This window comes from Segetibacter koreensis DSM 18137 (assembly GCF_000374045.1).
Classification (GTDB): Bacteria; Bacteroidota; Bacteroidia; order Chitinophagales; family Chitinophagaceae; genus Segetibacter; species Segetibacter koreensis.
The window spans coordinates 34,781-56,667 of record NZ_KB893333.1 but is presented as its reverse complement, the minus strand read 5'-3'; the positions used below and the strand labels follow the sequence as shown (position 1 = coordinate 56,667).

21 protein-coding genes and 1 pseudogene are annotated in these 21,887 nt (G+C 39.4%); 20 read left to right on the top strand and 2 right to left on the bottom strand.

The window, feature by feature from the left end; genetic code table 11:
- Positions 1–91 precede the first annotated feature (91 nt).
- Complete coding sequence (locus B154_RS0115780; protein WP_425423115.1) at positions 92–415, top strand: cupin domain-containing protein; 324 nt, start codon at positions 92–94, stop codon at positions 413–415.
- Between the two features lie 188 nt (positions 416–603).
- Here B154_RS0115780 and B154_RS0115775 read toward each other — a convergent pair whose 3' ends face one another.
- Positions 604–957: a hypothetical protein gene (locus B154_RS0115775; RefSeq protein ID WP_018615226.1), complete on the bottom strand. Its 354-nt coding sequence runs from the start codon at positions 955–957 to the stop codon at positions 604–606.
- 358 nt (positions 958–1,315) lie between these two features.
- Between B154_RS0115775 and B154_RS0115770 the strand changes: the two genes are divergently transcribed.
- The 19 genes and pseudogenes from B154_RS0115770 to B154_RS0115685 all read left to right on the top strand — a co-directional run bounded on the left by B154_RS0115770 (position 1,316) and on the right by B154_RS0115685 (position 21,043).
- Positions 1,316–1,849, top strand: a complete 534-nt coding sequence (locus tag B154_RS0115770) for a lipocalin family protein (protein ID WP_026260232.1) — start codon at positions 1,316–1,318, stop codon at positions 1,847–1,849.
- A 159-nt stretch (positions 1,850–2,008) separates the two neighbouring features.
- On the top strand, positions 2,009–2,293 hold the full coding sequence (locus B154_RS33105; RefSeq protein ID WP_018615224.1) for a pentapeptide repeat-containing protein: 285 nt from the start codon (positions 2,009–2,011) through the stop codon (positions 2,291–2,293).
- Positions 2,294–2,356: 63 nt separating this feature from the next.
- Positions 2,357–2,443, top strand: a pseudogene (locus tag B154_RS34080) (pentapeptide repeat-containing protein); the annotation flags it as partial.
- Between the two features lie 273 nt (positions 2,444–2,716).
- Positions 2,717–3,046: a hypothetical protein gene (locus tag B154_RS33415; protein WP_245542609.1), complete on the top strand. Its 330-nt coding sequence runs from the start codon at positions 2,717–2,719 to the stop codon at positions 3,044–3,046.
- 276 nt (positions 3,047–3,322) lie between these two features.
- Positions 3,323–4,060: a hypothetical protein gene (locus tag B154_RS0115755; protein ID WP_018615222.1), complete on the top strand. Its 738-nt coding sequence runs from the start codon at positions 3,323–3,325 to the stop codon at positions 4,058–4,060.
- A gap of 221 nt (positions 4,061–4,281) precedes the next feature.
- Positions 4,282–4,677 (top strand): DoxX family protein, encoded by a 396-nt coding sequence (locus B154_RS0115750; protein ID WP_018615221.1) that lies wholly within the window; start codon positions 4,282–4,284, stop codon positions 4,675–4,677.
- Between the two features lie 106 nt (positions 4,678–4,783).
- Entirely contained in the window at positions 4,784–5,305 is a 522-nt protein-coding gene (locus tag B154_RS0115745; protein ID WP_169337675.1) for a hypothetical protein, read from the top strand.
- A 115-nt stretch (positions 5,306–5,420) separates the two neighbouring features.
- Positions 5,421–6,362, top strand: a complete 942-nt coding sequence (locus B154_RS0115740) for a hypothetical protein (RefSeq protein ID WP_018615219.1) — start codon at positions 5,421–5,423, stop codon at positions 6,360–6,362.
- 25 nt (positions 6,363–6,387) lie between these two features.
- Complete coding sequence (locus B154_RS0115735; protein WP_018615218.1) at positions 6,388–7,941, top strand: vanadium-dependent haloperoxidase; 1,554 nt, start codon at positions 6,388–6,390, stop codon at positions 7,939–7,941.
- Between the two features lie 47 nt (positions 7,942–7,988).
- A complete protein-coding gene (locus B154_RS0115730) occupies positions 7,989–8,558 on the top strand; it encodes a carboxymuconolactone decarboxylase family protein (RefSeq protein WP_018615217.1) in 570 nt (189 codons plus the stop codon).
- Positions 8,559–8,567: 9 nt separating this feature from the next.
- Positions 8,568–9,839: an MFS transporter gene (locus tag B154_RS28740; protein ID WP_018615216.1), complete on the top strand. Its 1,272-nt coding sequence runs from the start codon at positions 8,568–8,570 to the stop codon at positions 9,837–9,839.
- A 196-nt stretch (positions 9,840–10,035) separates the two neighbouring features.
- Positions 10,036–10,581 carry a carboxymuconolactone decarboxylase family protein gene (locus B154_RS0115720; RefSeq protein ID WP_018615215.1) on the top strand — a complete coding sequence of 182 codons (546 nt, stop codon included), beginning with the start codon at positions 10,036–10,038 and terminating at the stop codon, positions 10,579–10,581.
- A 49-nt stretch (positions 10,582–10,630) separates the two neighbouring features.
- On the top strand, positions 10,631–11,182 hold the full coding sequence (locus B154_RS0115715) for a carboxymuconolactone decarboxylase family protein (RefSeq protein ID WP_018615214.1): 552 nt from the start codon (positions 10,631–10,633) through the stop codon (positions 11,180–11,182).
- Between the two features lie 80 nt (positions 11,183–11,262).
- Positions 11,263–11,826, top strand: coding sequence for a carboxymuconolactone decarboxylase family protein (locus B154_RS0115710; RefSeq protein WP_018615213.1), 564 nt, complete (start codon positions 11,263–11,265; stop codon positions 11,824–11,826).
- A 70-nt stretch (positions 11,827–11,896) separates the two neighbouring features.
- A complete protein-coding gene (locus tag B154_RS0115705; protein ID WP_033411827.1) occupies positions 11,897–14,839 on the top strand; it encodes a SusC/RagA family TonB-linked outer membrane protein in 2,943 nt (980 codons plus the stop codon).
- 66 nt (positions 14,840–14,905) lie between these two features.
- A complete protein-coding gene (locus B154_RS0115700) occupies positions 14,906–16,210 on the top strand; it encodes a RagB/SusD family nutrient uptake outer membrane protein (RefSeq protein ID WP_033411834.1) in 1,305 nt (434 codons plus the stop codon).
- A 313-nt stretch (positions 16,211–16,523) separates the two neighbouring features.
- The gene (locus tag B154_RS0115695) at positions 16,524–17,699 is read left to right on the top strand and encodes a DUF3179 domain-containing (seleno)protein (RefSeq protein ID WP_026260231.1); all 1,176 of its coding nucleotides are present in this window, start codon (positions 16,524–16,526) and stop codon (positions 17,697–17,699) included.
- Between the two features lie 763 nt (positions 17,700–18,462).
- Positions 18,463–18,591, top strand: coding sequence for a hypothetical protein (locus tag B154_RS33630; protein ID WP_281166876.1), 129 nt, complete (start codon positions 18,463–18,465; stop codon positions 18,589–18,591).
- Positions 18,592–18,673: 82 nt separating this feature from the next.
- Positions 18,674–21,043 (top strand): glycoside hydrolase family 20 zincin-like fold domain-containing protein, encoded by a 2,370-nt coding sequence (locus B154_RS0115685; RefSeq protein ID WP_157580807.1) that lies wholly within the window; start codon positions 18,674–18,676, stop codon positions 21,041–21,043.
- Between the two features lie 13 nt (positions 21,044–21,056).
- On the opposite strand, the gene agaR is transcribed toward B154_RS0115685, so the two are convergent.
- Positions 21,057–21,836 carry a transcriptional repressor AgaR gene (agaR, locus tag B154_RS0115680; RefSeq protein WP_018615207.1) on the bottom strand — a complete coding sequence of 260 codons (780 nt, stop codon included), beginning with the start codon at positions 21,834–21,836 and terminating at the stop codon, positions 21,057–21,059.
- Positions 21,837–21,887 lie beyond the last annotated feature (51 nt).

Genomic DNA, 21,887 nt, shown 5'->3' with positions numbered 1-21,887 from the left:
TAGAGTGCCAATAACTATAAAAATTTCGAAAACAAAACATGGCGTAGATGGAATTTCATTTTGTGCTGAAGATCAAAGTCCTGGACGTAAAATGCGTATTCACAAACATCTGAATAATGATGAACTTATTTTTATTCAAAAAGGTGAAGGTACACTTACTTTGGATGAGCAGACTATTCAAGTAAAGACTGGTNATGTTGCATTCGTTCCAAGAGGGACATGGCACGGTCTTGACAATACCGGGAAAGAAAATCTGCTGATGATTTTTCAGTATTCACCGGCGGGATTTGAAGAATATTTTATAGAGAATGGCACGTTAGTAGGAATGCCTGTAAAAGAAAAAACTGAGGAAGAATATGCAATTACTGAAAAAAAATATGGAATGGTTTATAAAGAACCGAATACCAGCAAATAGCACGAACGCACAACAGGGAGTTATTTGCTATGCTGGTTGAAGAATATATACTCATCGACTTATCGATAATCAGTTACAGTTCGGGCTGAATTAAAAAAGTCTAGGCATTCAGACGCAAAGCCTGCTATCAATAATGATTTAAGCGAGTCGAGGCAACACTTAAACAAAGTCAGAGTAAAATTTTTTACCTAGTTAAACCAAACCGCATAACCTTGCCTTCGCAAATCCCAGGCAAGCTTTTCCTCCATTGCCAAAGCTTCCTCGCGGTTCATGGGTTTTACATTCAGATGTTCATACAAACTTGGACGAAGATATATTCCGTACTTCTGAACTACGTAAGCCGATAGCTTGTGTCCTTTCTGGTTTATGTATCCGGTTTTGTGTTGTTGCAATCGTTCCGCAGGTTTCTTACTGGTCATGCCTACATAAAGACATTCCAGTGTGCCATTAAATTGTGGGTTAGCCGCTCTAAACTTCCAGTTTTCGGTAAATACTCTTTTTGATAGTTCTACCACATATACTCTGTATGTAACTCTCGGCATTTATTGTAGCTTTACTTCTTCAAAGTAAGCATTATCAATCCTTCTAAACAAGGTTTCCCGATTCAAATATATTCCTGCAACCGTACATGTTGCCGTTTACTCCAGTCCGATTGCCTCATGTTCCTACATCAATGTCCAGCCTAACGTGGAGTTGAACATCGAGGACGCGAAGGATACCAGCATGTCTTGGGTAGCATAGCAGCTACTAAAAAACTATCACGCTAAAACGAAAGCGACATTAGAATTATAACCTGCCCTATTCTATTGCGTGACGCAATCGTGCTATCATCATTAATTTAAATCGTCCCCCTGAACAATACTATTAAGGCGCATGTTGTAAGTGAATAACATGATGGAAATGAAAACAAGAAACGTAGTTGGTCTGCCAATGCTCGGCCTGGTTACCCTGGTACTTTTAAACTCGTGCAAGACCATACCTAAAAATGCAGTGGCGGTAAAGCCGTTCGACATAAAAAAATATTTAGGAAAATGGTATGAGATCGCACGGTTCGATTTTCGCTTTGAAAGGAATTTGAATAACACTACCGCTGATTACTCGCTGAACAAAGATGGAAGCATTAAAGTAGTGAACCGTGGCTATAATTATAAAACGGGAAAATGGAAAGAGGCTACAGGCAAAGCCAAATTTGTTTCCTCGCCCAACGAAGCCAAATTAAAAGTATCTTTCTTCGGACCTTTTTATTCCGGCTACAATGTAATCGAGCTGGATGACAACTATACTTACGCATTGATTGCGGGGAAGAACCTCGATTATCTCTGGTTGCTCTCAAGAGAGAAAACGATGCCGGAAAACATTAAACAACGCTTTTTGCAGAAGGCAACAGCCCTTGGGTACGATGTGAAGAAATTAATATGGGTGAAGCAGGAGTAAGGGATTTTTTATGCAAAGTTGTAATGACTATAACTACTTCGGTAACTTTTTGTTTTGATATGCCTGGCAATATCGACGGAATTAATTGTAGTTGTGGACTGAATATTCCTCTGTTCATATATTTGGTTACGTTTATTAATTAAATAACCACTAATAATTATGGCAAATGACTATCAATTGAAATTGATTAAAAAAGGAGTAGAAGTTTGGAATAATTGGAGAATAAGTAATTCAGAAATTATTGATCTCACTAGTGCTGATCTTAGTCAGATTAATCTTAGTGGAGCTGATTTTAAAGGTGCCAATTTAAGTCGATGTTTTTTCAATGATGCCGATCTTGTTAACGCTTCTTTAGACCGTGCAAATCTCTTTGAAACTGATTTTACAAATGCAAATTTGACGGGTGCAACACTTACAGGAGTTAGATTAACAGGATCAGATTGAAGTAAAGCAAATTTTAGCAAAACTAATTTATCTAACGCAAATTTTTTCGGGTCAGATTTTTTTAGAACAGACCTATCTTATGCTAATCTTACTGAAGCAAATCTTCAACGGGCAAGTTTTGTAGAAACAAATATTGAAAATGCAATATTAAATGGTTGCAAAATTTATGGACTTTCTGCGTGGAATACGAAAGGAAACCCAAGAGAGCAAGCGAACCTTATTATCACGCCAGACGAAGAAGCAGGTATAACTGTAGACGATTTTCAAGTCGGCCAATTCATATATCTGCTTTTAAATAATGAAAATATTAGAAATGCTATTGACACAATTTCTTCAAAGGTGGTATTAATTTTAGGCCGATTTACTGAAGAACGAAAGCTAATCTTGGATATTTTGCGGGACGAATTAAGAAAGAGAAATTATTTGGCTGTACTTTTTGATTTTAGCAAGCCCTCTAATCGTGACATTACAGAAACAGTTTCAACACTTGCACACCTTGCTAAATTTATCATAGCTGACGTCACAGATGCAAAAAGTATCCCACAAGAGCTTCTTGCGATTGTACCGGCCTTGCCCTCCGTTCCTGTTCAACCTTTACTATTGAATAGCCAAAGGGAGTATGGAATGTTTGAGCATTTTAGAAGATTTCCATGGGTTTTGCAAACTTATTTATATGAAGATATCAATGACGTCGTTTCTGCACTTTCTTCAGAGATATTACCGGCATTAGAAAAGATAGCTGCAGGTAAGTAAAACGGGCAGTTACAGCTATACCAGTATACACGAGCGACACCATACAATCTTTTTGCCTTTGCATCTTTTTCAAGTTTTCTCACTTTTTCACCGGTCCTTTCCCTGCAAATAAACTCGTACAAAGCGGTTGGTGAAGAATACAATAGCAACGGAAATTATCGTTCGTTCCGGATGACGCCTATTTTCTTTGCGACTTTTTTGTAGTATATTTGATACACTTTACTCTTGTTTTTTAACTACACCGGTTTCTGATTCTTCATTTTTAAATTTACAACGATGAAATCCTTAACCCTTAGTTCAAGATTTTCGCTGGCTGTAGCTCTTTTTTGTATTGCCTCCTGTGGAGGGAAGAAAGGTACGGACACTACCGCAAATGACAGCACAGCTAAAAACGCTACAGCCGCTGCAAATTCCAAGCCTTCCACTATCATTAATACACCTCAAAACATGATGATTGTAACACATAAGGTTGCGAATTTCAACAAATGGCAAGCCTCTTATGATGCCCACGATTCCATGCGGGTGGCCAGTGGTACTCATAACTATGTCATTGGCCGTGGCCTAAAAGATTCGAACACTCTCCTGGTGGCAGTAAAAGTAGATGACCTAAACAAAGCAAAAGCGTTTGCTAAAGACCCGGGGTTAAAGCAGGCTATGCAAAAAGGAGGTGTTGTAGGTAAGCCCCTTATTGATTTTACAACTATGACATTCCAGGACACAGCTACTATTAGTTCTGACCTGCGCTCAAGAACAACTTTCACTGTAAAAGATTGGGATAAGTGGCAAAGATCGTTTGACAGTTCCCGCCAGATGAGGGCAGACAACGGCTTGATGGATCGCGCTTACGGACATAATGCAGATGATAACCATAAAGTAACAGTGGTGGTAGCGTTGCTGGACACAGCCAAAGCGTACGCTTTCTGGAAGTCGGACCAGCTGAAAAAATTGCAGCAAGCATCAGGAGTAACAAGCAAGCCCGAACGATTTATTTACAGGGTAGTAAAGAGGTACTAAAGGCTTTTGTTTGTCGGTTATTAAAGGATGAGGCTTGTGCTTCATCTTTTTCGTTTATAATTTTAAATATCGTTTTTGCAGTGTACTTCACCTGCAAATAAACTCTAGTTGAGATTTGGTGAAGCTCCTACATCAGTGGAGGAAATATCAGCAGTCGGGCCATTTGAATTATGAAAGGAAGGAATTATTTTTATCCGTGATTCAGAATTTAAAATAATACTATGACCACCAAAACTGCTAAACTGCTCTATTGGATATCTACTATTGTTTTTGCTGCCTCAATGATCTTCTCCGCTGTCGGGGGACTAAAGCCTTCTCAAAAATCTATTCAACTGATACATGATGCACTGGGCTATCCAGTCTACTTTATACGATATATCAGCATTGCAAAATTGATCGGCTCGATTGCAATCCTGGTTCCCGGCTTGAACCGCAGCGTAAAGGAATGGGCTTATGCTGGTTTGTTCTTCGATCTGGCCGGTGCTATTTATTCAGGCGTAGCATCATCAGGTCAGTTCGACCCTATGATGTTGTTTATGTTATTATGGATAATTCCCGGCATTATATCTTATTATTACTGGCATAAGAAAAATAAAGGAAGCCTGAGCACACAATAAGGACGCAATAAAAAATTTATTTTATGTAAAAGAAATTTGTATTTTGCCTTGAATTTTGAAAAAACTTGCTTCCATATTTTTAATTTCTTTATTCCTGATCAATCTCGTGGGATACAGAGTAATGATTTGCTATGAGCAACAGCAATCAGACAAACAATTGGAAGCTTCGCTTAATGAAGATTTGTACAATGAAGCTGACTTGCTTACTATAAAAGTTCCTTTATCACTTCCGTATTTACCTAATAACTCTTCCTTTGAACGCGTCGATGGGGAAATAAAAATCAATGGCAAGATTTATAAGTACGTGAAAAGAAGAATTCTAGAAGGTCAGCTTGTACTATTGTGCCTGCCTGATTACAATAAAATGCGTCTGCAATCAGAAGCAAATGATTCTTACAAAAATATAAGTGACGCAACTGCTAATTCAAATTCAAAAAAATCTTCAGATTCTAAATCTGTTTCTTTAAAAAATATTTTTAGTGAATTTGATAAAAGTGAGCTTAACTATACTTCCCGCATATTTAGCGTTCAATCATGTTACTCGTCTTTCAGCAAACCGTGGGAATTAGCTACATTTCCTCACGCCACTCCTGAACAACCTCCCGAAAAGCTTAAAGCACTTCTTTAAATTTATTGACACAAGCAATGCAGACCCTACAACTGCCTGTGTGCTTTTACATTAGCATTTAGTATGCTACTGGACTATTAGCTTTAATATTTACCCAACAACTAACTTAATTATTATGAAGAATAATTTACAAAGGCGCGTGCTTTTGTGTTTACTGATTATTTCCTTGGCTTTTTCTTATTCGAAACTTTTTGCTCAAACTGAGCATGATGCCATCATGCTTAATAAAGCACAATGGTGTAACGGCTTTTCTTATATGAATTCAAAATGGACAGACTACTGGGAAGGCTCTTATAAAAGAAATAACGACAACATAGGGAGCGTAAGTACCCAGTCAGTGATGTATATGACTAACTATGGCATTTCCGATAAACTTAATGTTTTAGCCGGGCTTCCTTACGTTTGGACAAGTGCTTCAAAAGGTACTTTGCACGGGATGAAAGGTTTACAGGATGCAAGCCTTTTCTTAAAATGGAAACCAATTACTATACGATCAGCTAAAGAAAAATTTTCTCTTTTTGCTGTCGCAGGAGTTAGTACACCCGTTAGTAATTATGTAATTGACTTCCTTCCTCTCTCGATAGGATTAGGTTCAACAAATGTTTCAGGAAGACTTTTAGCTGATTACCAAAAGGGAATTTTCTTTACAACAATTTCAGGAGCCTATGTGCGCAGAAGCAACGTAAAACTTGACAGAGACGCTTACTACACTACCGAGCTTCATAATACAACGGAGGTAAAAATGCCTGATATGGCTTTGTATAATTTTAGCGTAGGAATCAGAAAAAAATATCTTGTTGCAGAAGCGCTGTTAAATAACATGACGACGCTCGGAGGTTTTGATATCAGAAAAAATGATATGCCTTTTCCAAGCAACAGGATGAATAGCACTTCTGTTGGCGTTCACGCGAAGTATACGCTACCGCGTTTCACCCATATTGAGCTGACTGGCGAAGCTGATTATGTACTATCTGGCCGTAATGTAGGACGTGCCACTTCTTATGGCGCCGGCCTGTATTATATTTTCAGCCTACATCCCAACAAATCTTCCAAGTAACCTTATTTTGAAAAATTGATTGAAAATGAAAAAAATATCTATACTATCTCTGATTACAGGTCTTTTAATTATCATACAATTTGCCTGTTCTAAAAGTATTATTGAACATACTGAAAATCTTCCTGCGCTTAATCAAACTAATATTGACATGGAAGCAGGAAGCTGGAAAACCGTTCTGCTATCACGCCCTGATACTTTTGCAGTAGCAACACCTGCCGCAACAAATACTTCGGGGTATATAGGTGAGTTAAACGAAATAAAAGGATTACAACAGAACCTTACCGAAGGTCAAAAAGCAGTAGTTAAATATTGGAGCGCGGGTACAGTGCTTCGCTGGAATGAAATTATGAGAGGGTTAGTGGCAAAACACAATCTGCCACCTTACCAGGCAGAAGATGGTACTTATCCCATTCCGAATGCTGCGAATCCGTTTAACTATCCGCAATTTCCTTTTTCAAATCCACCTTATGCGGCAAGAGCTTATGCTTATATAAGCGCTGCGCAATACGATGCATTAGTTGCTGCATGGCATTATAAAAAAATCTATAATAGAGCGGCACCATATAAAGTAGATTCGACATTGAAAGCAAACCTTTTGGTACCTCAAAGCAATTTGCCATCTTACCCTTCAGAAGATGCGGTGGTGGCCGGCGTTACTGCAGAAATGATGAAATTATTATTTCCGACTGAAATAGCTTTTATAGAGCAAAAGGCCGCAGAAGCAGAACAGGCCAGACTAATGGCAGGCGCTAATGTGCGTAGTGATATTGCGGCCGGAGAAATTTTAGGAAGGTCTGTTGCACAGGTTTTTATTGCACGTGCCAAAACCGATGGTGCAGGCAAAGCAGGAGGCACCGCAGTCGATTGGTCGAAGTTTGAAACAGACTGTATAGCAAAAAATGAAACGCCGTGGTACACTTTTGAATCACCCAAACGACCTCCCATGCTTCCTTTGTACGGTAAAGTAAAAGCATTTCTTTTTGACTCGGCTACATGTGCTTCTTTGCGTCCCGGCCCTCCTCCATCTACGGGTAGCGAAGAAATGAAAAAAGAAACTGAAGAGATATATAATTACGTCAAAAATCCTTCGCGCGAACAAATAAGAATCGTTCATTTCTGGGCTGACGGCGCTGGTACATCTACTCCTGCCGGTCATTGGAATGCAATTGCGGCTGACGACTTCCTTAAAAAAGATTATAGCGAAATTAGATGGGCGCGCAATCTCGCCCTCCTTAATATGTCACTAATGGATGCGGCAATTGTTTGTTGGAATACCAAATATTATTATTTCAATCCCAGGCCTTCTCAAATGAACCCGGCTATTAAAACATTAACGGGCATTCCTAATTTTCCTTCATACATATCCGGTCATTCAACTTTTAGTGGTGCTGCAGCAGAAGTGCTATCGCATATTGTTCCTGAAAGGGCCTCTGACTACAACGCAATGGCACAGGAAGCATCTAACTCCAGAATGTATGGAGGAATACATCACAGAAGCGATTGCCAGGCTGGTTTGACTGTCGGAAAAAAAATTGGCGCTTACGCGGTAGCGAAAGCCATGGCGGACGGAGCAGAATAAACGCCTTTTTCCTTTATCGGTTTTTTTTATAACAAAAACTACAAATCATGCCTTACATACCTCTGGAAGAACATTTGCCCGGAATAACCGGCTTACTTGAGTATCGAAAAGATTCCGCGCAGCCTATTCGGGAATTAACCCAAATTTTATTACGAGGCCAATCAACATTTACAGAAGGAGAACGCGAGCTGATAGCCACCGTTGTATCAAGTGGTAACAATTGCACCTTTTGTACAACAGCACATACCGCTGCTGCCGACCTTTTAATCGGCAATACTGAAACAGCGAAAAAGGTAAAAGAAGACATTAACACCGCACCTGTAAGTGGTAAAATGAAAGCGCTACTAACCATTGCCTCAATGGTAAGAGAAAGTGGTAAAAGTGTAACGCCAGAAGCTATACAAAAAGCGAAAGATGAAGGAGCGACTGATGTAGAAATTCACGATACGGTATTAATTGCTGCATTGTTTTGTCTCTATAATCGTTATGTAGATGGACTGGCAACAGCACTGCCTGATGACTCTGGTTACTTTAATGTGCTGGCAAACCGATTAGTCCGCCACGGTTACACCCGTCTGCCGCAGGGATACGATCATTTGAAAAAAGAGAAAATCTAAATTGTTTTTATGTCTCACACAATTTTATCGGCTGCACTTCCCCTTAAAGAGGAAGGTGTAGTTACGAAAGTAAAAACAACAAAGCATCTATTACTGTTTGCGATTTGTTTCACCAGTACTATGTTTGGCGGTACGGTATCTACGCTAATGTCTGTTTATTTGCCGGTTGCAGTTAAGGATTTATTAGGAGATGTATCGGTAGAAAAATTTAATAATGTCAGCGCTTACATAAGCTCAGTCTTTATTTTTGGATGGATGTTTGGTGGCATCGCATGGGGATTAATATGCGATAAGATTGGGCGGTCTAAAACCGTTATTTTAGCTACAGCTTTTTATGCTTTATTCACCGTGTTGACAGGTTTTTCACCATCATGGTTTTTGGTAGCTGTCTGCCGTTTTTTATCAGGCTTTGGCATTGGTGGCGTGTTGGTCACTACAAATATTCTTGTTGCAGAAGCATGGTCTCCCAAGAAGCGGGCAGTAGCATTAGGTATCTTATCCATTTCAATTCCTGTCGGCATTTTTTCTGCAGGCTTTATAGAATTGTTTGTATCAACGTGGAGGCAGGCTTTTTTGATTGGATTGATCCCTATGTTGGTTGCAGTAACGGCGATGTTTACATTAGAAGAACCTGAAAGCAGGAAAGATGGTTCACCGGAAAAAGATGGCCAAATCGTTCTTTCCCAAAAACTTTTTAATATATCTTACAGAAAAGATCTGCTTCTCGGTTCTGTAATCTTTGGAACTATGTTAATCGGGTTATGGGCGATTTTCTCCTGGCTGCCGACATGGGTACAAAGTATCTCGCCATCCAATGAGCAACACAATCGGGGACTGAGTATGATGATACTTGGAGCCGGCGGTTTAACGGGAGGTTTTATTTCAGGATGGATCGCAAACGCAATAGGATTGAGAAGAACGATGCTCATGTGTTTTTTAGTCAGTTTCATTTTCTCATTACTGCTTTTTAAAATTAATACAGCATTTAACACAACAGCTTTTATAGAACTTTCGGTGCTGGCACTTTTCTTTGGTATCAGTCAAGGCGTTCTTTCAGTTTATATTCCTCTGTTATTTCCACGAATTGTTCGTGCTTCTGCAACCGGTTTTTGTTTTAGTGCAGGGAGGCTGTTTACAGCCACCGTAGTTTTCTTTGTTGGCGCTTTGGTTAGTTTTCTTGGCGGTTATGGCAATGCTATATTTATTTTTTCATTTGTATTTGTTATCGGTTTTATCACCACACTATTTGGAAAACAAAACTCTATCAATTATCAGGATTAAGCCCAGCCCCTAAAGGGGTTTAAAGGCTTAAAAGATGAACATAGCGCTTTTTGCGGTTTAAAACGCAACATAATAGGGGGCGGAATTGAATTTTTTCGACGCGGCTATTTATACAAGATGTTGATCTATGCAAGATCTTAATAGATGTTATTTTCTATAGTTTACAAAATGTTTTTAAAAATTATAAGGCTTATTTATGGCATACATTAATGTTCCAGAAGGAGTTCCCGGCATTAGGGCATTAGTAATGTTCAGGCCAGAAACGGGCAAACCATTGTATGATTTAGCTCAGGTTTTATTAAGAGGCGAATCGCCGTTAAGCGAAGCTGAAAGAGAACTGATAGCTACCTATGTTTCTTATCTAAATGACTGTACGTTTTGTATGAGCAGTCACGCTGCAGCCGCGCGATGTCTTTTTAGTGACAATAAAGATACAGTCGATGCTGTCCTAAAAGATATGCAACACGCCAACGTAAGCGAAAAGCTAAAAACATTGCTGCATATAGCAGGTAAAGTACAAATATTAGGGAAAGAAGTATTGCCCGAAGACATAGAAGCTGCAAGAAAACTTGGCGCTAACGACAGGGAAATACATGATACGGTTTTGATTGCTGCGACTTTTTGCATGTTTAACCGCTATGTAGATGGTCTTGCAAGCTTAACCCCAACAGACCCTGCCGAGTACGACGCAATGGGCAAAAGAATGACGGAAAAGGGATACCAGTTGCCAACGACAGGTTAGCAGTAACTGGCCAAATTAAAATTCAATTACAATTTTTCAAATAACAAATATGGCTTTCATCGATTTACAAAAAGACTTACCAGGCATTAGAGGTCCAATGGCTTTTAGGCCTGAAACGGCTAAACCTTTAAATGAATTGGCAGAAGTTCTATTACATGATGATAACAACACGTTGTCACGCGGCGAAAGGGAAATGATTGGTGCATATGTGTCATCTCAAAACGACTGTTTTTATTGTCAAAATGTACACGGTGCACTTGCACAACATTACTTTCAATGTGATATACCGTTTATTGACGCCATTAAAAAAGATTATCAATCAGCACCTATTTCAGATAAACTGAAAGCATTGCTAGCTATAGCTGGCAGTGTGCAAAAAGGTGGAAAGTATGTAACGCCTGAGCAAGTTGAGCATGCGAGAACTTTTGGTGCGACAGACAGAGAAATACATGATACTGTTCTGATCGCTGCTGCCTTTTGCATGTTCAACCGTTACGTTGACGGGTTAAATACCAGGGCTCCCCAAGACCGTCAATTATATGTAGACCGCGCAAAAATCAGAGCCGAAGAAGGCTACGCGGATTTGAATGTTTATAAATAAAATAAAGTAAAAAGGTAAAAACATCCGCTTTCACGTTTCTCATTTTCACTTCTAACATTTTCAATACAAAAATTAAAATTATGCCCCATATTGATGTAGATAGAAATCTTCCCGGCATTAGGGCTTTAATGGCTTTCCGGCCGGAAACAGCAGCACCAATGGGCGAGTTGGCAAATGTTTTACTGCGTGACGATGAAGGGTTAAGTATGGCAGAGCGAGAATTAATTGCTGCTCATGTATCCTACCTCAACGATTGCTTTTATTGCCACCAGTCTCATGGTGCAATTGCTTGCGAATATTTAGACGGCAACAAAGACCTTGTTGAACAGGTGAAGAAAGACTATAATTCAGCTCCGGTGTCTGATAAATTAAAAGCATTGCTGTCTATTGCAGGCAGTGTACAAAAAGGAGGAAAGTATGTAACTCCTGAACAAGTTGAAAGAGCAAAAACTCTTGGTGCAAGTGATAGAGACGTTCATGACACGGTTCTGATTGCTGCGGTTTTTTGTATGTTCAACAGGTACGTCGACGGACTCGCTGCTACCACACCGACTGACCTTTCAACCTATCCGCCGAGGGCGAAACAAGTAGCCACAAATGGATATGGTGCTCACATTTTTTCCGCTAAACAAACTGTTGTATAATTTTCTGTAATCAATTATAAAATACTGCTTGTAAAGATTGTTATTCTAAACGGACCATTTAAACCAAAACATGATGAAAAAAAGGTTATTAATTATAACAGGAATACTGTGTATGCTTTTTATTCCTGTTATAGTTCCGGCGCAAAATATTGCGGTAACGGGACAGGTCATTGATGCAAGTGGTGCACCCATTCCTTCAGCAACCGTTGCTGTGAAAAATTCAACTGTTTCCGTGGCAACTGATGCTAAAGGAAATTTTAGTCTTGCAATTCCTCCCGATGCTTCTATAATTGTTAGTGCAACAGGGTATAAAACGCAGACCATAAGGGCAAGGCCAGACCTGAAAATAAAGTTAGAAGAAGACGTAGCAAAACTCGATGAAGTGGTTGTAACAGGACTGGCGACAACTGTAAAAAGGAGAAACCTGGCAAATGCTGTAGCCACTATTTCTTCAAAACAATTAAGCGGAACTTCGCCGGCACAAACGTTCGATGCTGCACTTTCAGGAAAAATTCCCGGGGCATATATCAATGCAAATTCGGGAGCTCCTGGCGGAGGCATCTCGGTGAAGCTACGTGGTGTTACATCTGTCTATGGAAACACTCAGCCATTATATGTAGTAGATGGAGTTTTTGTTGATAACACCTCTACTTCCGCAGGAATGAACGCCGTTACCTCAGCACAAGGAAGCGGGGGAACTACATCTAACCAGGACAATCCTTCGAGCCGGATAGCAGACCTGCGTCCTGAAGACATTGAAAACATTGAAATACTAAAAGGCGCATCTGCCGCGGCGGTGTATGGTTCGAGAGCTGCCGCCGGAGTTATTATTATTACAACAAAAAGGGGAAGGCAGGGAAAAACAAGTGTTTCTGTTTCGCAGGATATCGGGTTTGTAACTGCAAGAAAATTATTAGGTGTTAGAGCCTTTACAGCAGACAGGGCGGCAAGTTTATCTCGTGATAGTGCTACGAGTGTGGCCTTAAGACAACAATTTTTAGATGCTCAATCAAAGGGCCAAATTTATGACTATGAAAAAGAGATATACGGAAATACAGGCTTTTTAAGAAATACTGTAGTAAGCATGAGCGGCGGAAATGAAAAAACAAGCTTCTATTTCTCTGCAGCTCAGAAAGATGAAGGTGGAATTGTAAAAAATACCGGTTACCAAAACACAAGTATGCGACTTAATATTGACCACCGCATTACGGACAATATAAAGTTTGGAGTTAGTACAAGCTATATTAATTCTTCTGCAGACAGGGGCTTGTTTGGTAATGATAATGCCGGAATAACAACAGGCATTGCTTTGGCTTCTACACCCAGCTTTGCTCAATTGCATCCTGATAAAGCAGGGAATTATCCCAACAATCCTTTTGCTGCAGCCAATCCTTTACAAACCATTGCACTCATGAAGAACAATGAGACAGTAAACAGATTTATCACAGGAGCAAACCTGGATGCCATTTTACAAAAAAGTAATTCCAGTACTACGAGATTTATTGCAAGAGGTGGCTTTGATTTCTACAACCTAAATACGAACGTTTTATTTCCAGGCATTCTCCAATTTCAGGCAGTTAATAAAGGCACTTCTATCCAGGGCTTTACTAAAAACTTAAGTACGAATTACATTCTCTCTTTGGTAAATACTTGGAATGCCTCTGATAAATTATCGCTGACGACTTCAGCAGGCTTTACCCAGGAAACCGGCGATTATAATAATTTATTGAATGTAGCTACTCAGATCATTTCCGGTCAATCAAATGTTGACCAGGCTGGTGCGTTGAATGCAACACAATTAAGGACCAAATTTCAAAATTCAGGCATTTTTGTTCAGGAGGAAGCAAATATTGCCGATGCTGTTTCACTGACTGCAGGAGTGCGTTTCGACAGGTCGAGCAATAACGGTGATGCGGGAAAATTTTATGTTTATCCCAAAGGCGGCATTTCATGGAACCTGACAAAGACAGGATTAATTAAAGATGGTTTTTTTGAAAACATAAAATTGCGCGCAGCATATGGGCAAGCAAACAACGTTCCCGCTTATGGCAGCAAGTTTACATCTTTAGTTGTGTCTAATATTACAGGATTTCCGGGAGTGATTGTAAATACACAACAAGGCCAGTCTACTATAAAACCTGAAAGACAGACCGAATTTGAAGCAGGACTAGACTTTAGTGTTTTGAATGGCCGACTAGGTTTTGAACTTACATATTACAATAAGGTTATTAAAGATTTTTTGATGCTGAGCAATTTGGCTTCATCTTCAGGATTTTCTACAAAATGGCTAAATGCAGGAAACCTGAGAAACCGGGGTGTAGAATTAGGTATGAATGCAAGACCAGTTCAAGCAAGAAACATCACATGGAATACTTCTGTTAATTTTTGGCTCAACCGCTCATTGGTTACCAAGCTTATCATACCAGCAGCTCCACAAGGTTCTTTTGGATATGTTTTGGGTTCCTACCAAATTGAGCAAGGAAAATCGGCTACACAAATCGTAGGGCTTAACGGGCAAGGCGTAGGTGTGCTGGGTGATGCAGAACCTAAGTTTCAAATGAATTCTTATAATGAACTTACTTTCTTTAAAAACCTCAGCCTTCGTTTTCTTATTCATTGGAAACAGGGCGGTCAGAATGTAAACTTAACAACTCTGCAAAACGACTTTGGAGGTACGAGCGCAGACTTTGATAACGTCACTAATAAGCAAGGCATTCCCGACGGAATCTATCGAATTTCGCTGGTTGGTTCTGATGCGCATCAATTCGTGGCTACATCCACTTATGCACGGCTTCGGGAAATAGGTTTGTATTATTCTTTTACGAGGGTTCCTATCTCTTATGTTAAAGGAATAAGATTTGGTGTATCGCTCAATAATTACATCACCATCACTAAGTACAAATCTTATGATCCTGAAGTTTCAAATTTTGGTACCGGCTTTTCCTCTGGTGTAGATGTTGACCCTTACCCTGCCTCAAAACGCGCAAACTTTCATTTATCTATTGATCTATAAACGGCCGTTTGATTGAGCCCGAATCAACATTAATCGAAAATTGAAAAATAAATGTTTAAAAATATTATGAAAAAGAATATCATCCTGGCGGCATTAATCCTGGTAAGTTTAAGCAGTTTTTTTGTCAGTTGCAAAAAGGATTACGGTAACCTCAATAATGCTACGGTTGAGGACTTTTTAAAAAATGCATCTAAAAGCGACTTGAACAATCTTGTAAGCGGTACCGAAGCGGGTATGAGAAACCAGCTCGCTCTGTACCTTGACGACGTAGGCGTTATTGGAAGAGAAGGTTATCGGTTTTCGAATGCTGAACCCAGGTATGTTACTGACTTACCAGGCGCTAATAATGCCACGTTGAGCAACAGTAATTTTTATATTACAAACCCCTGGTCAGCAAGATACAGAGTCGTGAAAAATTGTAATGTTTTGTTACAAGCGGCTGCCAATTCTTCTCTTATTTCTGAAGCAAAGAAAAAAGGTTATGCAGGTTTTGCAAGAACTATTAAAGCTTACCAGCTTTTAATAAATCTTAATCTAACCGATACAAATGGGATAAGAGTAGATGTTGCTGATCCTGACAATTTAGGTAAATTCGTAACTTATAATGATGGATTAGCAGCAATTGCATCTTTGCTTGATTCGGCTGTAAATGATTTGTCCGGTGCGACTGTTGTCTTTCCTTTAGCTGGATTTAATGGTTTTAATGATGCAGCTGGTCTGGCTAAATTCAACCGGGCTCTTGCGGCAAGAGTTGCCGTTTACCGCCAGGATTGGCAAGGAGCTTTAACAGCGTTATCTCAATCTTTTTTTGACTTAAATAAAGACTTTTATTTAGGTGTTTTTCATGTTTTTGGCACAGGCTCAGGCGACCAGCTAAACCCTGTTTTTATACCTCAAAACCAAACAGGCGAAGTAAGGGTGGCTCATCCAACCTACGCCAGAGATATCGAAGCAGGTGACGACAGGATAAACAAAGCCACGCTTCGGACAACTACCGCATCTTTAAGTGGGTTAGCAAGCAATCGTGATATCTGGGTGTATACATCAAGCACTGCGCCTGTTCCTATTGTAAGAAATGAAGAATTGATCCTGATTTATGCAGAAGCAAACATTCAATTGAATAACTTTAGCGAAGGCATTAAAGCAATCAACACTATAAGGAAAGGACATCAGCTTGCAAACTATACCGGAGCTCAAACTAAAGCTGCCTTGATTAATGAAATGCTCAAACAAAGACGATATTCCCTGTTTTACGAAGGTCATCGGTGGATTGACATGCGTCGTTACGACCGTTTAGGTGAATTGCCGGTTGACAGGCAAGGTGACGATGTATGGAAGGCATTTCCGCGTCCTTTTACCGAACAATATTAAGCCGATACGACGTGGCGCGATGGGTAATTCTTTGACTGTTGCATTATAAAAACGAATGTACTTGTCATTTCAAGGAGGAACGAAGCGATCTGCTGAATTATGAAGCATGTTACGATTAGCCAAGCAAATTGCTTCGTGCGTTGAAATGACGATTAAGTAGTTTTTCTGGCGCAAAACACTATAAGACATTGTCCTTTTATGTGTTGCTAACGCAACGGATAGACGAACTAAATATCTAACCTAAAAATAAAATTCTCAATTCTCAAAAAGGGTTGCTTGTTCCTGATCTCTCTAGGAAAAAACACTTTGAATTATGCAAAGACTGCTATTAATTATCGGGTTCTTGCTTTTGTTCACTGTCGAAATACTTAGGGTTTACTTCATTATGCCATTTCCCGGAAGCCAGCAAACGAACACGATTTCTTTCGCGTATTGGTTAAGCGGAAATATTGTGTGGTTGAGAATACTTGCATTTCTGCTTATATTGTTCCCGGTTATAAATATTTTTAAAAACGGTAAGAAGCAAGCCAGGATTATCTTGCCATCCGCTTTGCTTTTGTACGCAATAGTTTTCTTTTTTATAAACTTTCAGGCTGAGGCTGACAAGATGTTTTATCAACCTCATCAACTAGTTTTTGCACAACCAGGTACAAATAAAATCAAAGGAGATAAGTTGGTTATCGGTGTTGCAATTAACGGCGAAGCGAAAGCTTATCCAATTCAATTTATTGGTTATCATCACCAGGTAAGAGATTCTGTTGGCCACACTCCGGTGATAGTTACTTATTGCACGGTTTGCAGAACTGGTCGGGCATTTAGCCCGGAGGTTCGTGGTAAAGTGGAAACGTTTAGGCTTGTAGGAATGGACCACTTCAATGCCATGTTTGAAGACGCTACAACAAAAAGCTGGTGGCAACAAGCAACGGGAGTCGCCGTTGCCGGCCCCCTGAGAGGAACGGCATTGCAAGAAATTCCTTCGCGACAGTCAACTTTAGCGGCATGGTTGCAACAATATCCTAATTCCTTCATAATGCAGCCCGACACCCTGTTTGCAGATGAATATAAAGACATGGCAAACTACGATAAAGGCAACGGCAAAAGCAGTCTTACAAAAAGAGACTCTTTATCCTGGAGATCGAAGTCGTGGGTGGTTGGTGTAAAATATAATGGCGAATCAAAAGCTTTTGATTGGAATGAATTAGTAAAGAGTAGAATAATACAAGATTCCTTACGCAATATTCCTGTTTTGTTAACTCTTGAAAGTGATACTGCTACATTTCATGTGTTTGACAGAAGGGTTAAAGGAAAAGTTCTGTCATTTACAAAATATAACGATGAACAAATAATTGATAATACCCAATCGATTTGGAATATGGCTGGTGACTGTACAAATGGTATTTTGAAGGGCGAAAAATTACAAAGTTTGCAAGCTTACCAGGAATTCTGGCATTCGTGGCAAACGTTTCATCCGGAAACAAAGAAAAGATAATTTTTTTTAAAGAGGTTAGTATTCCTTTGCCAACAACCTGTCCATCTTTGAAACTTGCTTGTCTTTATACTTGTTCCATTTTAATAAATCTTGTTAGCCGTTATCGTAGCATTTAAAAAGATGTTCAACGATTAATAATTATCGATTTTTATAAAAGCACTATCCATCTTATAATATTGTTGCTCCATTATCTATTCAAATTCTAATTTCTGCCCGATGGAAGTTTAATGATATTTTTTGCCCTTGTTATCACTATCAATTTTGGACAATTTACGTGCGTACCGTCTATTTTACATTCATTTTTCACTACCTTTTGCCTTTACATCATGCTATAAAAAAAATAATTTCTACCGGATTGGTGATCCTTCTGCTGTTAGCTTTTAACGGAAAGGCGTATACTTCAACTTTACATTTGAACGGTACTTCTTTTGATTTACTTAATTTATAGCTTCATAAAATAAAACGGGTGAGCGAAATTTAGCTTCGTTTAAATTATAGTTTTGACAACTTTTAATCTTAATTTAAGTTTTTTTATTTTATTTCTTTTTGTAATTATTGGTCTTTCATAAACTTTTTATTTTTAAATTTTAGTTTCATTACTTTATCTTTATCGCAGATAACCATTTCCATTATGCCACGAAGGAAACCAGAGTGGTGGTAGAAATGTGGTCAATAACTCTGTCTCATTACTTGGGCCTGACTAGAAGGGAAAACACAGGAACTGAAACGTATGATAAGTAAATGAAAAACAGAACGGGGTTCGTTGCACAAAGGGAGCATTTCGCAGTATTCGGCAGCGCCGGAATATCTGTGGATAATGGCGGACAACAACAAAAAAAATAGCAGGGCAGAAGCGCTGCAGAAAGAACTGGCTGCTCCACTAATAGTATAATTGTAAACCGATTTAAGCTCTTGATGAAATCGTTGGAAGTGTGTAAATAAAGACTTGACAATTTAAAAATATAGAAATATTAATGCTATCCTACTTGAAACTGCAAAGCTCTAAAAGATACCAGGGCATGAACTTCCGTAACTCTCTCCTGGCAAACAATTTTACCATGTTTTTTTGTTTTTTATCTTTTTTCACTGCTAATGGGCAACAAAGCAGAACTTCCTCGGGAAGTTCTGCTATCAATTCAAAATATGTTGCTGGTTTGCTACCGGTACCTCAGAAAGTTGCCGTTTCTTCTAAAACCTTTTCTTTGGATGATAACTGGGGTGTAGAAGATAATCGAACTACAGAAACTAACGCTGCTTTTGAAAGTCTGTTTGATGGCTTAAAAGAAAAAAGAATAAATTTTAAAATTTATTCAAAAAACATTGTAAATACTAGTTCTTTACCTGCAATCAGGTTGATAGTTAAAAGCGGCTCCGTACAAATAGGTGCATCCACCGATACTAATCGTATTGAATTAGAAAAGCAAGCTTATAAACTAAATTTGACTGATAAACAAATCACAGTTACAGCAAATGCACCACAAGGTTTATACTATGGCGTTCAAACTTTTTTGCAACTTTTAAGGCCTCAAAAAGAGAACCTGTCGTTGCCCGAAGGAGAGATTGTTGACTGGCCGGATTTGAACGTTAGGATGATTTATTGGGACGATGCGCACCACCTGGAGAAAATGACGGCGCTAAAGCGAATAATAAAGCAAGCGGCTTATTTTAAAATCAATGCTTTTTCGATTAAACTTGAAGGTCATTTTCAATTTAAGAGCGCTCCTGCAATTGTTGAGCCTTATGCTTTGTCCGCAAAAGAATACCAGGAGCTAACAGATTATGCAAAGTTTCATTTCGTTGAGCTGGTGCCTTACCTCGATGCGCCCGCGCATGTCGCATTTATATTGAAGCATCGTGAGTACGCACATTTGAGGGCCTTCCCAAATTCTAACTATGAGTTTAGTGTTATGAACCCCCAGACGGACAGTTTATTGCTAAAGCTGTTTGGGGAACTAATAGAGGCTAATAAAGGTGGAAATTACCTTGTGTTTTCGACAGATGAAGCATATTATGTGGGCAAAGCCGACGATGACCGAAAACAAGCGGAAGCCATGGGAGGGAGAAGCAAACTGTTGGCCCATTTTACCCGGCGAATTGCTGATGAATTAAATAAAAAAGAAAGAAAAGTTTCGTTCTGGGGAGAATATCCATTAGAACCAGAAGACATACCACTCCTTCCTTCTCACCTTATTAACGGTGTGTATGATAGCAGCACGGCGTCGAAATATAAGGCAAACAAGATGAGGCAATATATTTATACCTATACAGAAGGTGAGGAGCCGCTTTTTCCAAGCTACTATCCCATGTCTTCTGGTGATACAGTTGCTGATGCTGGCAACGACCGCCGAACCGGTCGGGTGGAAGGAATGCTAAAAACCATATCTTCTGCAGTATCGCAACAAAAGTCTGACTTTATGGGCGTTTTTATTGCTGGTTGGGCAGACGCGGGGTTGCACCCGGAGACGTTTTGGCTAGGATATGCAACCGGTGCTGCTGCAGGATGGAATCATCGCGGCGTCACCTCAAAAGATTTAGAAGAAAGGTTTTATACTTCTTATTATGGATATAGTTCAATTAAAATGGATACTATATATCGATTGCTAAGTCGGCAGGCCCAATTTTATGACGATAGCTGGGAGTGGGTGCCTTCTACATTGCGCACACCAATTTTCGGTAATCATGCAGAAATTTATAAAACACCAAAACCTGCGCGTGACCAAACGCTGCCTATGCTTGCTCTTCCCTCTAATGATTTCGCTGTAAAATCTGATTGGAGTAAATTGAACAGACAACGGCTGCAATCCGTTCAAAAGTTTTTAGAAGAGAATTATGAACTTACCGATCTATTGCATAAAAACATAAGAAGTGCAGAATACCAGAATTACAGCCTTGAGGTAATGCTTTCCGTAGCGATGTTATGCCGTCAAAACCTCACCATGTTACTTCACCTGCAGCATATGGATTCTCTTATGAAACTTGCTGCAAAAGTTGCTCCCAGAGATGCAGGTGTTGCGACATCTTTAATGGATGAAGTGTTGAATGAGGCAGAGGTTATAAAGGTGCAACGTGATGAAATGCTAAAATCTGTTACAACTGTTTGGTACAAAGAATGGCAACCAAGGGTGGAGGAGGCAAACGGGCGCAAGTTTCTTCACAAAGTTGATGATGTGAAAGATCATCGTCCTGATCGTACTATAGACATGACTTATCTTATTTACAGGGAATTGCATTATCCGTTAGGGAAGTGGGCCAAAGACCTTCAAAAAGTAAGGAACAATTTTGCCTCTAAAAATAATCTCCCAATACGAAATAAGCAACTTCAATGGGAAGATGTAAATGAGTAATGAATTGTTATACTTATGCAATAATAACCTTGATACCTGCTGTCTCTAATCTTTTTTTATCTTCTTCGGGAATTCCAGAGTCGGTAACGACAATATCTACGGCAGTTATGGGAGCTATAAAAGCAAAACTTCTCTTATGAAATTTACTTGAATCAGTAACTACAATGACTTGTCTTGCAATAGAGATCATTACCCGGTTGAGATGGGCTTCTTCTACATTAGGCGTAGATAAGCCATAGGTTGTATTGAAGCCATCGACAGCTAGAAACAATTTGTCACAAAAATAATTTTTAAAGCTTTCTTCGGCAGTAGTGCCCACGAGTGATAAAGAATTCTTTCTTAAGAAACCACCAGGAACAATGACGTTCACATGTTCGTGCTCAACCAGCTTGTTGGCAATATTTAGCGCGTTCGTTATTACCGTCAATGATTCTATGCCCGAAAGATTATTATTTATTTCCATTGTTGTAGTGCCAGAGTCGAGTATGATGGTATCACCACTTTCTATCAACGCTGCCGCTGCTTTGCCTATTTTTAGTTTCTCGTGGTAATGAAGTTTGTTCTTTTCCGACAAACTCACTTCTGCTCCAACACGTTCTGCTTTCATTGCTCCGCCACGCGCTCTTATCAGCATATTTTTTTGTTCCAGCCAATTAAGATCGTTGCGAATCGTCACTTCACTTACACCAAGTTGCTTACTTAAGGATGTCACATCAAGCTGCCCTTCCGCTTCTAACTTTTCAACAATCTGCGTACGACGTTCAACCGTCGAAATATTTTTTTTCACCTCCATATATTATGATTACTCAGTTTTTTTAAATTTAGTGACAAGCTTTGCGCCTAA